This window comes from Thermogemmatispora argillosa, from assembly GCF_059696725.1.
The window spans coordinates 646,492-661,818 of record NZ_AP019377.1; the positions used below are offsets into that span (position 1 = coordinate 646,492).

Below are 15,327 nucleotides of genomic sequence, written 5' to 3' on the forward strand. Positions count from 1 at the left end.
TCTGCTCGCTCAGGATGGGCTGCCGACCAGGCCGGTCAGGGGGCTGCTGGGCACGGCCTGGGGACGACGTGGGATGCGCCCGGCCAGGAAGGCGGCTCGTCCGGCTTCGATGGCCAGCTTCATGGCGCGCGCCATCAGGACGGGGTTGCCGGCCTGGGCGACGGCGGTATTGATCAGGCAGGCTGCGGCCCCCAGTTCCATCGCAAAAGCGGCGTCCGAGGGGGCGCCGATGCCGGCGTCGACGATCACGGGAACGCGCGCCTGTTCGATGATGATCTGGATCTGTGGCAGGTTGAGCAGCCCCTGACCGGAGCCGATGGGCGAGCCGAGGGGCATGACGGTGACGGCCCCGGCATCCTGTAGGCGCCGGGCCAGGACGGGATCGGCGTTGATGTAGGGCAGGACCTCGAAGCCCTCTCTGACGAGCTGGCGCGTGGCTTCCAGGGTGGCGACGGGGTCAGGCAAGAGATAGTCGGGATCGGGAATGACCTCTAGCTTAACCCAGCGTGGCAGGCCCATCGCCGCCGCCAGGTGGGCGATCTGAATGGCCTCCTCGGCGGTCTTGCAGCCGGCGGTATTCGGCAGAATGGTGTAGCGCTCGGTGTCGAGATAGTCGAGCAGCGTCGGCTGCCCGGGACGCGAGAGGTCCAGGCGGCGCAGGGCCACAGTGACGACTTCGGTGCCGCTGGCCTCCAGGCTCTCCCGCATCTCTTCAAAGCTGCGGTACTTGCCCGTGCCCAGCAGGAGCCGGGAGCGGAAGGTCCGTGAGCCAATGGTGAGCAGGTCCTCTGTCATGGTCGTTCTCTCCTGTCTGCTTGGTCTTGTTGGGCGACAGTTTGGCTGGCCTGGCTGGAAGGCTGGCTGAACAGTTCGAGCTGGCGGCTCGCGGCCTCGGCCTCGCTGAAGGGAGCAAGCCGGCGGCGCCAGGAGCCGAGGCGCTCGGGGGCAAAGGGGTGCAGGTCGAGATCGTAGGGAACGGGCCGCCCCTGGATCAGTTCGGCGATGATGAAGCCGGTGACAGGTCCAGTGATGGCGCCGACTCGCCCGTGTCCGACGGCCAGCCAGAGGCCGGGGCTGCTGGGCGCCTCGCCGATGAAGGGCAGGCCATCAACAGAGACGGGCCGCAGGCCGGCCCAGGTGCGTTCAACGGCGGCCTCTTTCAGGGCAGGGGCCACCCGTTGCACGACCTCCAGGAGCTGGATCAGGCCGCCAGCGGTCGGCGTTTTGTCGAAGCCGCGCCGCTCGGAGGTGGCCCCGACAAAGACGCTGCCGTCGGCTTTGGGCACCAGATAGCCCAGGGGACCAGCGTAGATGGTGTGGCGCAGGGGCTGGCCGCTGGGACGCAGGGCCAGAAGCTGGCCTTTGAGCGGGAAGACGATGCCCGCCTGCTGGTCACGATCAGACCAGGCGCTGCTCCAGGCGCCAGTCGCCAGGACGACATGGGGGGCTTCGATGGGGTCCTCTTCGGTTAGAACGCCCTGGACGCGGGCGCCGTCCCAGAGCAGGGCCAGGGCGCTGCGGGGGGCCAGCAGTTCAGCGCCGTGCAGTTGTGCGGCGCGCACGAGCAGGCGTGTGAGGTGGCCGATGGCGACGTTGCCTTCGGCGGGCGAGAGAATGGCCCCGCGTACGTGGCGAGCCAGGAGCGGTTCGCGCTGGCGGACTTCGTCGGCTTCCAGCCAGCGCAGCTCGGGGCGCAGGGTCTGCAGGGCGGCCAGGTCGCGACGCAGGGCCTCGGCCTGTTGGTCGTCGAAGGCGGGATAGAGGGTCGGTAGATGGACAAGGCCGGCCCACATGCCGGTTTCGCGCTCTAGCTGGGCTGCGAGGGTCTCGTAGTGGCTCAGGCCGGCCAGGCCGAGACGCAAGAGGGGATCGCTCAGGTCGCTGGCGCCGGCCTCGGCCAGGGGCGTGAGCATGCCGGCCCCGGCGTCTGAGGCTTCGGCAGCGACGCCGCTGCGGTCCAGCAGGGCGACACGCTGCCCGGCCCGCGCCAGATGGTAGGCTGTGGCGCTGCCGACGATGCCCGCTCCAACTACCACAACGTCATAGGTTCGCCGTTGCATAGGCTTTGCCTTTCTCTTCCTTGAACAGGCGGCCCCATAAAAAAAGGCCGCTTCCCCAGACGGGCCGGGAAACGGCTTCTTGTCGACGCGCTCCGGCTGCGCGACCTGCACAGTCGTCGGGCAGCGGAGCTGGTGGGAGAAAGAAAGCGTTCCCTCCGCTGGTATGATCCAGATCAGGTGTCTGCTGCAGGGTCTGCGACATTGCAGGGTCGCACTCTCAGCCCGGCTCTCCGGACTCCCCTCGCTTCCTTCCTTGCTGGCCTGTGCTCCTTCCTGGCCCTGGCCGTGTTCTCTCTCCGCCACGCACGGCTTGCAGTCAGGAGGGGCAGGGCAGGCCGTTGGTTATCTCTCTGTCTACCTGCTACACAGAGATGATACCATATGCTCGCCTCCTGTCACCAGCCGGAGGGTTGGTATGGACGGCCCAAGGCTCGCCCGCGCTGTCCGCTCTGCTCTCTTGCAGCGCGGGCGGTGGACGCCAGAAGAGCTGTTCTCTTTGTCTGTAGTCTGGCAAGCAATACTGCATGCTGTACAGCAGTCTCACTTTGTGCTGTGCGCTAGCTCTTCAAGGGCGGCGCGCTGGTCTTTTGGGGCCAGCCAGGTTCGGAGGTCGTGCCTCTTTTGTCGCTGATGCCGTTCGCTGCGAGGATCGCGGTTCCCGGCTTTTCACGTAGCGATCATCGAATGGCTTGAGCAGCGGCGCCAGGTCGATTCTGGCTGGCATCATTACCGCTCAAATGCGGTCACTACTGACCGTTTTTTTGGGATCATCGCAAAGGCTTGACTGGGGCCGCTCCAGATGCTACTCTAGAGAGGGTACCGTCGGAATACTGGCTTGTCCCGCTTTGGGATTGAAACCCGCTCATCCCGATCCTGGCAGAAGAAGAGAGAATCCAGTCGGAATACTGGCTTGTCCCGCTTTGGGATTGAAACGCGGCCTTCTTCGCCGCCGGCTCCTGCTTCTTGTCCGGGTCGGAATACTGGCTTGTCCCGCTTTGGGATTGAAACCCCAGACTGTACCACCGGCAGCGGCGAGGCGGCCGAGTCGGAATACTGGCTTGTCCCGCTTTGGGATTGAAACGTTGCAGCTTCCACTGGTTTCCGAACGCTGTTACCTCGGTCGGAATACTGGCTTGTCCCGCTTTGGGATTGAAACTTCGAGAGAGAGAGGAGGAGGGCTTGCGGATGCAATGGGTCGGAATACTGGCTTGTCCCGCTTGGGGATTGAAACCGACAAGTTGCCCAACGGCCACCGCCGCAGAATCGAGGTCGGAATACTGGCTTGTCCCGCTTGGGGATTGAAACTGGGCACTCTGGCAGGAGGTTGGTCCGCCGGGGGGAGATGGTCGGAATACTGGCTTGTCCCGCTTTGGGATTGAAACATATGGAGGACGCAACGGAAGGGACGCTCCTAGCGTGTCGGAATACTGGCTTGTCCCGCTTTGGGATTGAAACTCAGATGTCAAAGAATCGATGAAATTGCTGCCGGGCGTCGGAATACTGGCTTGTCCCGCTTTGGGATTGAAACAGCATCTCTCGTGTCGTGCCCTCATCCTCCACTACAAGTCGGAATACTGGCTTGTCCCGCTTTGGGATTGAAACGACCAGTCTTTGGCGTAGAGTTGCACAGTCACGGTGTCGGAATACTGGCTTGTCCCGCTTTGGGATTGAAACATATGGAGGACGCAACGGAAGGGACGCTCCTAGCGTGTCGGAATACTGGCTTGTCCCGCTTTGGGATTGAAACACCCATGTCTCGGAGACCCTAAACCGGATCTTCCCTGTCGGAATACTGGCTTGTCCCGCTTGGGGATTGAAACGGCATGAGGGCTGGGCACGAGGGTTGGGCACGAGCAGGGTCGGAATACTGGCTTGTCCCGCTTGGGGTTTGAAACCGAGCAGCCAATCGCGCTGCTAACCATGCTGCAGAGTCGGAATACTGGCTTGTCCCGCTTGGGGTTTGAAACCTGGGTTGCGTTCGTCAATGCGCAGGGAATTTGCTGACAGTCGGAATACTGGCTTGTCCCGCTTGGGGTTTGAAACAACAGGCTTGTTTCTTCAGGTCAGCTTCGGGCTATTCGAGGTCGGAATACTGGCTTGTCCCGCTTGGGGTTTGAAACCATCGACCTGCCAGAGCAACCGAAAGAAGTCAAAGTCGGAATACTGGCTTGTCCCGCTTGGGGTTTGAAACATAACCATGTGGGTAGTTGCGGCTATTGTTGTCGTGGTCGGAATACTGGCTTGTCCCGCTTGGGGTTTGAAACCGAGCGTAGCAATAGACGTTTGCAAAGGCTGCATGGCGGTCGGAATACTGGCTTGTCCCGCTTGGGGTTTGAAACACCCCAGGAAGGATATGGTCGGCTGATGCTATGACAGTCGGAACACTGGCTTGTCCCGCTTGGGGTTTGAATCCAGGGTCATAAGCAGCCTCTGGAAGCGCATAGCGACAGGTCGGAAGGCTTGTTCTGCTCGTCTAGGGCTGAAAGCAAGAGGAAGCAAGGGAGGAAAGAAAACAAGCCAGCCAGAAAGAAGGACTTGAACGAGGGAACGACAGCAGAACCCCTTCAGAGAACAAACAGATCAGGCCAGGCTCCCGAGCCTGAAGCGCGCCCGCACGGACTACCTGGCCCGATCTGTTCTCTTACTTACTTATTACTCACTCACTCTCACGCGCCAACTCACTTACTCACTGGCCCGTCAATAGCTCAGGGAAAAGCTCCCCAAAGAAGGCCAGCCCCGCCCGCTCCGGCACAATCGTCGGCACCAGCACACTGCGATCCAGATACTTGTTGCCCCGCTCACACGAGGTCTCGGGCAGAAACAAACAGGCATGACAGGCCGCCTGATGGAGCGAACCATCGCCCAATGCCCCATGCTCGGCACAAAGCGGGTCCGACGTACAGATCTGCATATGCTCCAAAGCCGCACGCAAGTGCCGCCCAAGCTGCGCCGGCTCCCCCAGACTGACCAGCCCCCCCAACGTCCCCTCGCTGTCGGGGGCCGCCGTATAGAGCAGAATGCCCGCCATCGGCCCATGCTCATCCTCTGGCTCCAGGGCATAGATCCGCTCGCGAATGCTGGCCGCCCCATAGCCACACTCCAGGGTCAACTGACGAATGAGCGCATGGGCCAGCGAGTGCAACAAGACATAGCGCAAGCCCGGGAAGGTGACCGGATCAGCTAGCAACCCATGCCGCTGCCGCCACTCGCTATGCGCCCTGATAAAGTCGCGCGCATAGACGCTGCCCATCAGCCGCTCCTCCCAGCGCCTCAGCGGCTCCTCCCAAAGCTGGAGAAAGATGCCCTCTCCCCGCACCTCAATGGCCGGCACCCAGCGCGGCGCCTGGCGCGTCAGATGCACCCGCTCCGGCTTGCTCTGGGCACTGCTGGCTCGCAGATCCAGTAGCTCATCAGGGGCCTCGATGCGCGTAAAGCCGATCATGGCCTGCACCTCGCGCAGGCGCTCAACTAAGACTACCCGCGCCAGCACTCCTCCATAGCCCTCCGGTACCTCGACGGGCCTGAGCCGAAAGTCGTCGACGTCGGGCGCCTCCTGCGGCTGGCTCAGGACCCGCCACTCCGGTACTTTGAGCAACGAGGGCCGGGCAGCCTGGTTCTCGCCGCTCGCCTCCGCCTCCTCCTGCGCTCGCTGACGCCGCGCCACGACTTCCCAGATCTGTCCGTCGTCATAGGCCTCCAGAGGACCTGCAAGCTGGCCAATGCTGCGCAAGAGGGCTATCTCTCGCTCGCTGGCCGTCTTGGAGAGCAGCGCCCAGTAGCGGATGACCAGCTCCTCTAGCGGGTCCTGAACTTCAGGGACGGCCAGGGTGGAGAGCAGGAGCGGGAACCAGCTATTGGAGGCCCCCAGCAGAATGGCGCGCGGCGCTTCGCCGCAGTCTTCGCTCTGGCGCAGATGCGGATGCCGTCCGGGACAGGGCGGCAGGTATTTGCTCGCTTCGGTTCCAAAGGCGTCAGACATCGGCTTCCAGGTCTCACATTCCTCGCAGCGGATCTGCACATCGGTGACTTCGCCGCTGACCCCCATTTCGATGAGTTTGAAACGCGCCTGGGGGCACGGCTTCCCCTGGTGAACGTAATAGTGCCAGGGAAAGTCGTCCAGGTGCCCGTTGCGACAGGCGATCAGGAAGCGCGCTGGCACTGCCGTCGGCGACTTCTTGCTCTTGGGACAGTGGGTGTGGACGTAGCGCGAACGGTCGGGGTGGAAGAGGTTGGCCCGCAGGGAGAAGAGGCCCGATTTGATTGAGGCCAGCGTCCGACAGGTCGGGCAGAGCAGCCAGCGCGGGAAGGGCGTGACGGGAATGCCGACCAGTTGGCTGGGGTCAAAGGGGTTGGGGGAACCGCCGTCTTCGGGCGCGCGCGGCAGGGCCTGCAGGCGCTCTACTTGCGGCCCCAGTACGGCTTTTACGGATTCGAGCAGCCGCTTTTCATGTATGAATTCGATGCCGCCCGGCTTGTCATAGGGCAGCAGGCTCTCCCAGTCCTCTAGCCCCATGACCAGGACGGAGAGATAGGGCAGGTCGACGATGGCCCCCACTCCGTAGGTGAAGAGAAATTGGCTGGGACGCAGTTCGCCGACGCTCTGGCGTAGATTGCGCTTCTTGCCCGCCCCAGTTCCTGCCCTCGTTCCCGCCCCCCCGCGCGCCGGCTGCAAGCCTGGGCTGGTTTGCCATGATTCCGTGCCATTCATACCTCAGTTGCTCCTCCTGTCGACAAGGATGGGTCGTCGCCGCCGCCAGCCTGCTCCCCTGCGGCCTGGCTCTCGTTGCCGGCTCCGGCTCCGGCTCCGGCCTCGCTGATCGGCTCGCTTTCGTCGAGAATGAGTTTGACCGTCGGCTCTACGTCGCGCAGGGAGTCCAGGCAGCTAAAGATGGTCCAGGGGCCGCGGCCGGCATGCTTGAGCAGGCCGATCCACTGCTCGCTCGTCTGGTCGCTGTAGCCGAGCCGCGAGCCGGTACCTTCTCGCTCGCGCGCCTCCCGCTGCCAGGCCTCGATACGCTGGCGCAGCATTTCTTCAACGAGTTTGCCGCAGCGCTCGTCGCCAGTGACGGCCCGCGCTCGTGCCGGCAGCTCGTTGAGGGCAGCTTTGATGTAGCGCTGGAAGGCCAGGCGGTAATTGTCCTGGCTGACGCGCTGGGCCCCGCCGTTGTCGTTGAATTCGTCGCCGAGCAGGCGCACGTAGCTCACCAGTAGGGCCGTCAGGCCGCGGTCCAGGGCGCGCGCAGCGAAGGGCGTGACGGAGAGGGCTTCGACCTGGCGGTAAAAGGTGGCGTGGTAGTGCTCGAAGGCTTCGTAGTGCGAGAGGTCGCGCGGGCGCGACCAGTTGAAGACGACGCAGACCAGGCCGGGGGCGGCGCGCCCGACCCGGCTGGTGGCCTGGATGTATTCGGCGGTGGTTTTGGGCTGGCCGCTGACGACCATCAGGCCCAGGCGCTTGATGTCTACGCCGACCGAGAGCATGTTGGTGGCCAGCAGGACATCGATGGGCTGCCGCTCGGCTCTTCCGTCCGCGGCGCCAAAGGGCCGCTCTAGCTGCTCCAGGACCTTGGGGATGTCGACCGAGCTTTTGCGCGAGGTGAGTTCTTCGAGGACAGGCGGGCGACGCCGGGCCAGGCCGCGCCGGTCCATGTGCCCCAGGCGCGAGCGGACGTCATCCTCTACGAGGCGCCGCATGCCGCCCAGCTCGTTCATGGAGTTGAAGTAGCCGACGAGGGTCATCCAGGGGTCGACGCTGGGGCCGTAGCGCTCGTAGAGGTATTGGGCCGCCGCCAGGCAGGCGACATAGACGCGGATGAGGACGGCTTTGAGCCGGCGCCCGCTGGCGCAGATGCCCAGGTAGCGCCGCCCGGGCCGGTCCGGGCGCTGGCGGGCGAAGAAGTTGTCTTCGGCGTTGAGGCCGGCGGGCGGGAAGACGCAGGCCCGGCGCAGGAAGAGGGCATGGATCTGTTCGTTGGCCCGCCGGACGGTGGCGGTGGCGGCGACGACTTTGGGCCGGATGCGCTGGCCGGCGATTTCCCAGGTGCAGAGCCGGTCGATGAGGCTCTCGTAGAGGGCGACCAGGGAGCCGAGCGGGCCAGAGATCAGGTGTAGTTCGTCCTGGATGATGAGGTCGGGCGGGCGCAGGGGCGGATGCTCCTGGCTGCGCGCCGCCGGCAGGGGGGCGTATGGGCCTTTGTTGACGGCGGGATGCTGGTCGCGGTCCGGCAGGTCCGGCGTCCAGAAGCCATGCCGCTGGCAGTGCTTTTTGACCTGGCCAAAGAGGGTCTGGGTGGCGCCGCGCCAGGGGAGCTGCGCGAATTTGTCGACGGTGGCGATGAGCAGAGCCGGCGGCTGGCGATAGATCTCTTCGTCGACGACCAGGACGGGCAGCCCTTCGCGGGCGCTGTGGCGCTGGGAGAAGGGGCAGCGCCCCAGGTCGTCGCCGCAGTAGATGATGGTGCGCCCGCGGGCGCTGCTTGCGGGTTCGACGCGGATGTGGCGGTTGTGGTCGATGGGGCTGCCGCACCAGGGGCAGGTAAGGAGCTGGTGCGGGCTGCCGATGCCGCCCAGGCTGCCGAGGTGCTGGCGGCTGTGGGCCTGGTTGACGGCTTCCTGGCTCTGTTCGGTGGTGTTGGGGGTGGTGCGCTGGCCAACCCAGAGGCCCAGGCGGAAAGGGACCTGCCCCCAGCGCTCGGGGTCGCGCCGGCGGATGAGTTCGCAGGCGCAGACGAGGGCGGCGGCGCGCTGGAATTGTTGCAGGGTGAGGAGGCGCAGGGTGTAGCGCATGAGGACGGCAACGCCGTGCTGCCCGTCGCGCCCGCCTATGGTGCCTTGCAGGCGGCGAATGGCGAAGGTGTAGGCGGTGAGGCCGAGGTAGGCTTCGGTTTTGCCGCCGCCGGTGGGAAACCAGAGGAGGTCGGCGACGGCCTGGTCGGGGCTGGTGCTGCGCTCGGGATGGCGCGGGTCGCTGAGGGCCGGCAGGTTGAGGAGGATGAAGGCGAGCTGGAAGGGCCGCCAACTGCGCCCTTCGGGCCGGTCGTAGCTCTCCAGGGGCTCGCTCCGGCCCTGGCGCCGCGCTTCGGCCCACTGGCTATGCAGGCGCTGCTGCCACATGGCCTCGTTCATGAAGGCGAAGGCGCGGCGGGCTTCTTCGCTCTGGGTCAGCAGGTCGATGCCGGCCTGGATGCGCGCGCAGGCCAGACGGCATTCGCTCAGGGCGCGCTCGGCGGCTGGCCGGTGCGGCTTGAGCCGGCTGGCGGGGTCGTCCAGGCTGGCTTGTTGGCGCTCGATCCAGGCGCTGTATGCGTCGACGAGGGGCTGCAGGCGCGCGCGGTAGCCCTCGGGCTCGGCGGGCAGCTCGGCCAGGGCTTTCATGTCGAGGACGAGGCCGCTGAGTTCGGGGATTTCGTCGGGTGTGGGGGCCTCGACGGGCCGGACTTCGTAGACGGGGACGACGCACGTGCTGAGGCGCGTGGCGCGCGTGGGGTCGCCGGGCAGGATGTCGGTATGGACGCTGACGTTGTGGCCGATGGCAAAGGTGAGGTGGTTGCGGTAGAGCATGGCCATTTGTTGCTCTTCGGGGTCGCTCTGGCTTCCCGCGGGGGAGCGCAGGCTCTCGAAGAGGCTCTGGCGAAAGATGGGGCTGCCGTCGGGGGCGCTGACGCTGAGTTCGGGCTGAAAGACCCAGGCCTGGTCGGGCAGGCGCTTCGGCTCTTGTTGTTCGTTGACGAGGAAGAGGGAGACAGACCAGCGCTCGCCGATGCGCCGCGCCAGGCCGCGGACGCGGACGTCGGGCTGTTCTTCACAGGGGGACCAGGGGCCGAGTTCGCCGACGCGGAGGGGGAGGATGGTGCTGCCCCGGCGCTGGTGGCGCTTCCAGACCCGGCCGCGGTTGAGGGGCTCGGGCAGGCGCTCGCTGTCGGTGCGCTGGTAGTGGCCCCAGGCGGCTTCGATTTGCAGGGCGGTGGCTCCGCCGTCGACGGTGAAGCTGAGGCCGATGGAGGAGGGGCAGAGGCTGGGGCTGTAGAGGGTGCTTTCTTCGCCGCTGCCCTCTTCGTCGCTGTTGGCCAGTGGGGGCCGGTCGTCGAGTTGTTCGGGCTGGGTGCGGGCGCCACGCGGGGCCAGGACGCCGAGCAGGTAGCGCTCGCTGAGGCGCTGGTCTTCGACTGCTTCTTCTGGCCCGTCGGCTGGTCCGAGCAGGTCGCGGATGATGAGCTGCTGGAGTTCGTCGCGCAGTTGGTCGGGCGTGGGGACAGGCCCGGGCTGCGGCCCGCTCTGGCGCGCCGTTTGGGGGGCGCCGGCGCCTTCGGCGGCAGGCGCCGGGGCGGTGCTCTCGTCCGGTCGCTGGCTGAGGTCGGCCCGCGCCGGCTGCGGCGCGGGCCGCTCTGGTCGTGGCTGCGTTTCGTCTTCTTCTGGCAGTGGCTGGCTCCTTGTCATGCCTTGGTCTTCCTCCTCCCTGGCGCGCTCCGCCCCGGCGCCCACCGGGCCCGTGGCCGCGCACATGGGGCAAGTGTAGGAGGGAGCGCTTCATCTCTCGCCGTTCAGCAGGCGGTCACCGGCCATCGCTCGTGAAGGAGGGCCCGGGCTGTGGCGTCGTGGGCCGCACTCCCTCCTATTCAATTTAACGAAAGGAAATATATCGAGTAACATGACGATCTTTTCATGTAGAAACGCCGGCTCCTTGCTGGGGAGGCCGCTCCGGCCGGCGGGGCGGCGCCCCCGGGCTAGCCGTGGGCGGCCTGCCAGGCGTCGTCATCTTGCTCTTCTTCGTCGTCCTGGGCGGCGCGCTCGCCGGGGCCGGCCAGGGGCATGAGTGGCCCGACCTGGTAGGCGGCGGGCTGCTCGCGCAGGCGCCGGCTCTGGCCCTCCTGGGCCTCGCGCTCTGGCTGGTCGCTGGCTCTGGCGCGGCTCTTCCGCTGGCCGCTCCCTTTTTTGCGGCTGGGGCTGAGGCCAAGGGCGACCTCTTCGGCGTGGCGCTGGTGGTTGAGGGCCAGCAGGCGCCGCAGGACCTCGCGCCGCGCGCTTTCGCTGATGGTGTAGCGCAGGCCCTGGGCCGTCTGGTGAAAGTCGTGGCCGAGGTCGAGGTCGTGCCAGCCGTAGGCGCGGGCGACGGCTTCGTCCATCTGGCGGTGCAGGGCGCGCAGCTCCTCCAGTTCGGGCCGCGCGTCGTCGGGGTCGTGGAAGCAGTTGTAGAGCTGGGTCAGGCCGAGCTGCCAGGCCAGCAGGAGGGCCTGACGCCGCTCGTAGTAGCGCTGGCCGATCGCTTCCAGTCCGCTGAGGTCCTCCGGGAAGGGAAAGGTTTCGAAGCAGTCGGAGGGGGTGTAGCGTTGGTCCATACGCAGGCTGGAGCTATGTAGCCTGGCCCAGTCCGCATGAATGGTCGATTGGAGCAGGGCAAAGTCGGCATCAGAGTCTGTAGCGATAACGCAGGTTGCTTCAGAATAGACGATACCTGTCGGTTGCCAGGCACAGATCATGTATTTAGAAACCCTTGATATGACAAGCACGCGCTCCAGGCCGGCGATGGCATCACGCAAACCGGGGCTGGTACGCAAGAAGTTCCACCAATATTCTTTACCATACTTATCATTCTGGCGCTCGCGCTGCGGCTTGACGCGCTCGCGCACGATGCGCAGGCAATCGGGGTAGAGCTCGGCCTGCTCTAGCGGCCAATCGTGGAAGTTGATGACCCAGCGGCTCGGCGACTGGTCCGGGCGCGAGTTGAGGTCGTCGCCATTGAGGTAGGGGAAGAGCACGGCGCGGTTGCGCGGATCTTTGGCCAGCAGCCCGGCGGCCTCTTCGGGTTGTAGTATAAAGCCCCTGCCATTCACATAGGTGCCGATAAAGGACTTATTGGCGTTGGCCGCCAGGCGATAGGGCTTCCCGTGGCCCTCCTCGCCCGCCGTCAGGAAAGGCGAAATGGCGCTCACCGGGCGCTCGTCCAGCAGCGTCGGCCCGCGCCAGGCCCCGCGATAGAGCCAGACCTGCGCCACCTCCAGACTGGCCGTGCCCGGCCAGCGCCGGCTACTGACGGCGCGTGCGATGCACCAGTTGCGGGCCACGATCTGCTCCAGGCCCACCTCGCGCGTATCGCCCTGAGCGATCGTATTGGTCGCCAGCAGCCCGCACAGCCCGCCCGGGCGCACCAGCCCGGTGGCCCGCAGATAGAAGTAGGCGCACAGATCGGCATTACCACGCTTACCCCCGGCCAACCGGTTCACTAGATACCTACGATAATCTCCCCCCAGAGGCCCAGAAATCCGCTTTCCGCCCATAAAGGGCGGATTGCTGACCAGGCCATCAAAGCCGGCCCACGGCCCCTCGACCTCGGCGCCTGGCTCGATTCCAAAGACCTCGGGGAACTCCAGCGACCAATGGAAGGGGCGGCGCCCGCCCAGCAGCTCATCGACGCGGGTCCGCAGGCGCTGGTACTCCTCCCATTGCAGGGCCTCTGCCAGAGCCGTCAGCGGCTCCTGCCACCGCTCGTGCAGGCCCGCCACCAGAACAGCGTACTGCGGCGCCAGCTCGTCGCTCAGGCGCCGGCGCTCGCCCTCCGGCTGCAGCTCCAGCCCCACCAGCAGATCGGCCCCCAGGCGCACCACCGCCAAGGCCGCCTCGGCCTCGGCCTGCCACTGCTGCTTCAACAACACCGCATAGAGATCCCTCTCTGCCAGGGCATGAATACGCTGACGCCGCTCCAGGGCCATCGCCAGCGCCTGGCGCACCAGCTCGGCCAGCCACGGGACCTCGCTCGCCTCGGCATCCAGCGAAAAAAGCAGCAACTGCTCCAGGCGCACCCCCAACAGCGAATCGCCGCAGCGCAGAGCGTGGCCCAAAAAGAGCAGTGGGCGCCCGAATTGCATCGTCACCAACCACAGCGACACCTGCGCCATCTGCACGGCCAGCGGATTGCGATCCACCCCATAAAGACAATGCTCAGCCACCAGGCGCAGCGCCAGCCTCTCGCGCTCCTCATCCTCCTCGGGCAGCGGCTCATCCAGCTCCTGGCGGCGCGGCAGCCCCTCGGGCGTCAAATCGGCCAGCGAGGGCAGCAGCGCCTCACCCTCCTCGGGAGCCAGCGCCCCGGGCGGCGGGTCCGCCGCTGCCTCCTCAGCCCTCAGCGGCCTCCCCCGCAGCGACAGCGGCAGGCCGGGATAGCGCGCCTCAGCCTCCTTCCAGGCCTCCTGCAACTTCTCGGCCAAATAGCGGCAGCACTGCACCAAAATGGCCCCCGACCCCATCGCAAAATCGCAGACCCTCAGCCGCAGAATCTCCTCCGGCGAGCGCAGGCGCCACTCCTCCTGCGGGCGGCCCTCGGCCACCCCCTCATAAACCAGCGGCTCCAACGTAAAGCGCACCAGCTCCTCCGTCAACCAGCGCGGCGTATAATGCGTCCCCGTCACCCGGCGCTCCGGCCCCTCCGTCACATAGAACGACCCCGGCAGAATCACCAGCGGCCTCCCGAACGTATCCGTTCGCAGCAGCCCCCCGAAGCGGCGCACCCGCACAAAGAGCGCCTCATCATTATCGCAAGCCGAGCGCAAGCGATCCAGGCGGAACGGCCAGCTTTCCGGCGGCGCATCCAGCGCGCGGGCCAGCGTCGCCACATCGGCCTTTGTCTGCTCGTGCAAATACCGCAGCAGCACCTCACGGCCCTCCGCCAGCTTCTCCTCCAAGACCCGTAGCGGCAGCTCGCACTCCCGGCGGCGCGGCCAGGCCAGCCCAAGAATCGGCTCCGACGCCCGGCGCACCTGATGATCAAGCAAGCCCTCATACACATGCCCGAGCTGCTCCACATCCAGGGCCCGGAACGAGACCCGGCGCCGCTCCAGCGACCCATCCAGCCCGCGGGCCTCCAAAAACTGCAGCGCCTCCAACAAATGCAGCACCGTCCGATTATGCACCCGAGGCGTGCGGGCCCAGGTCCGATACCACGGCGACCCTTCGGGGCGGCCCTCCAGGAACGGAAAGCGATCGGGATCGAAGAGCGGACTACCGTAGGCCGGCAGAGGCAACTCAGGATGAGGCGAACCGGCATAAACCAGGCGAAAAGTCGCCAGCAAGCGCGCCCAGGCATCAAAACGGCGCTCAAGCACCTCCTCACTCACCTGATCGGCCATCTCGCGCAACTGGGCCTGCAACGTCGACACCGCATAATTCTGATCATAAATCGGATTCCCCAGCGCCAACAGCCCGCGCTCCTCAGCCGACAGCAGCACCACCAGGCGCATCATCACCGTCAGAGTTGCCTCAAACAAACGCTCCTCCGACACCGAGCGCAGCAGCTCGCGCTCCATATCGCGATCGACCTCATCCAGCGAATGGACCAGCACCTCCAGCGCGCGCCGCACCTGATAGCCGAGCTGCGTCGTCACCTCCTGCTGATAAGCCGCGCTCTGATCCAACAGCCCCTCAAGCGTCTCCTCATCAGGCACCCCAAACAAGCGCCGCAGCGACAACAGCGCGCGGAACGAGCGCAGCGTCAGCGGCTCCTCCAACCAGAGCGGAGCCGACCAGGTCACATAGCCGGTCGTCTCCCCGCGAGGAGCATGCACCAGCGTCCAGCGCTCCCCATTGGTCACCAGGCCCAGACGCACATTACAGGCCCGCAACAGCTCCATCATGCGCGTCGCCGGCGAAGCCCGCCACTGCGCCTTGGGCGGCGCCTTCTCCAACGACTGCGTCGGCGGCCAGCACTGCACCAACACGCGCGGGCGGCCCGAGCGCGGGTCCAACAGCGCCAGATCGGGGCGCAGTCGCTCCGTACAGGTCGGATCGGGGACCGGCGCCTCCAACGCGGACGGCAGCCGCTCCCCCTCAGCCAGCAGCTCCTCACTCCAGCCGAGCACCTCCGTCAACACAAAGCGCAGCCACAACTCATGCAAGCGCGGCTCCACGCGCCAGCCCGACTCAGGCGAGGCCCACTCCCCATACGCCGCCCGCAGCGCGCGGCGGACCTCCCCCTCATCCTGCGTCGCCTCCAGGCCATGCGGAAAGACCCGCTGCACCACCTCCAGACTCAAAAAGGGGCCGGATATCTCCAATAACGACAGCCACTCAGCATGCTGACGAGCAACCGACATACAGCAGCCACCTTTCCTGAAAATACCGGCTGGTTGAGAGCGCAAACGGAGCCGGCGGGGCCAGCAGCGGCAGCGGCGCCGACCCGACCAGCGACCACCCAACCAGTCGAAGAGCAATATACGCGAGGGCGTCCCAGGCCCGACCTCCGGGCCCCCGGTACGCCGTACCCGGCGCCAGCGGGCCGGCA

Annotated in this window: 5 protein-coding genes and 1 CRISPR repeat array; all 5 genes read right to left on the reverse strand. The window is 66.1% G+C overall.

The annotated features are described in order from the left end of the window. Positions 1-9: 9 nt before the first annotated feature. The 5 genes from AC6H1L_RS02665 to AC6H1L_RS02685 all read right to left on the reverse strand — a co-directional run bounded on the left by AC6H1L_RS02665 (position 10) and on the right by AC6H1L_RS02685 (position 15,139). The gene (locus tag AC6H1L_RS02665; RefSeq protein WP_497600006.1) at positions 10-795 is read right to left on the reverse strand and encodes a thiazole synthase; all 786 of its coding nucleotides are present in this window, start codon (positions 793-795) and stop codon (positions 10-12) included. Further along, positions 792-2,060, reverse strand: a complete 1,269-nt coding sequence (thiO, locus tag AC6H1L_RS02670; RefSeq protein WP_497600007.1) for a glycine oxidase ThiO — start codon at positions 2,058-2,060, stop codon at positions 792-794. The genes AC6H1L_RS02665 and thiO overlap by 4 nt, the downstream gene beginning before the upstream one ends. Positions 2,061-2,881: 821 nt before the next feature. After that, positions 2,882-4,472: a CRISPR direct-repeat array (repeat unit 37 nt; unit sequence GTCGGAATACTGGCTTGTCCCGCTTTGGGATTGAAAC). A gap of 274 nt (positions 4,473-4,746) precedes the next feature. Further along, positions 4,747-6,768 carry a DrmB family protein gene (gene drmB / locus AC6H1L_RS02675; protein ID WP_497600008.1) on the reverse strand — a complete coding sequence of 674 codons (2,022 nt, stop codon included), beginning with the start codon at positions 6,766-6,768 and terminating at the stop codon, positions 4,747-4,749. Next, on the reverse strand, positions 6,765-10,559 hold the full coding sequence (gene drmA, locus AC6H1L_RS02680) for a DISARM system helicase DrmA (protein ID WP_497600009.1): 3,795 nt from the start codon (positions 10,557-10,559) through the stop codon (positions 6,765-6,767). The genes drmB and drmA overlap by 4 nt, the downstream gene beginning before the upstream one ends. 221 nt (positions 10,560-10,780) lie before the next feature. Beyond that, positions 10,781-15,139 (reverse strand): Eco57I restriction-modification methylase domain-containing protein, encoded by a 4,359-nt coding sequence (locus AC6H1L_RS02685; RefSeq protein WP_497600010.1) that lies wholly within the window; start codon positions 15,137-15,139, stop codon positions 10,781-10,783. Positions 15,140-15,327: the final 188 nt, after the last annotated feature.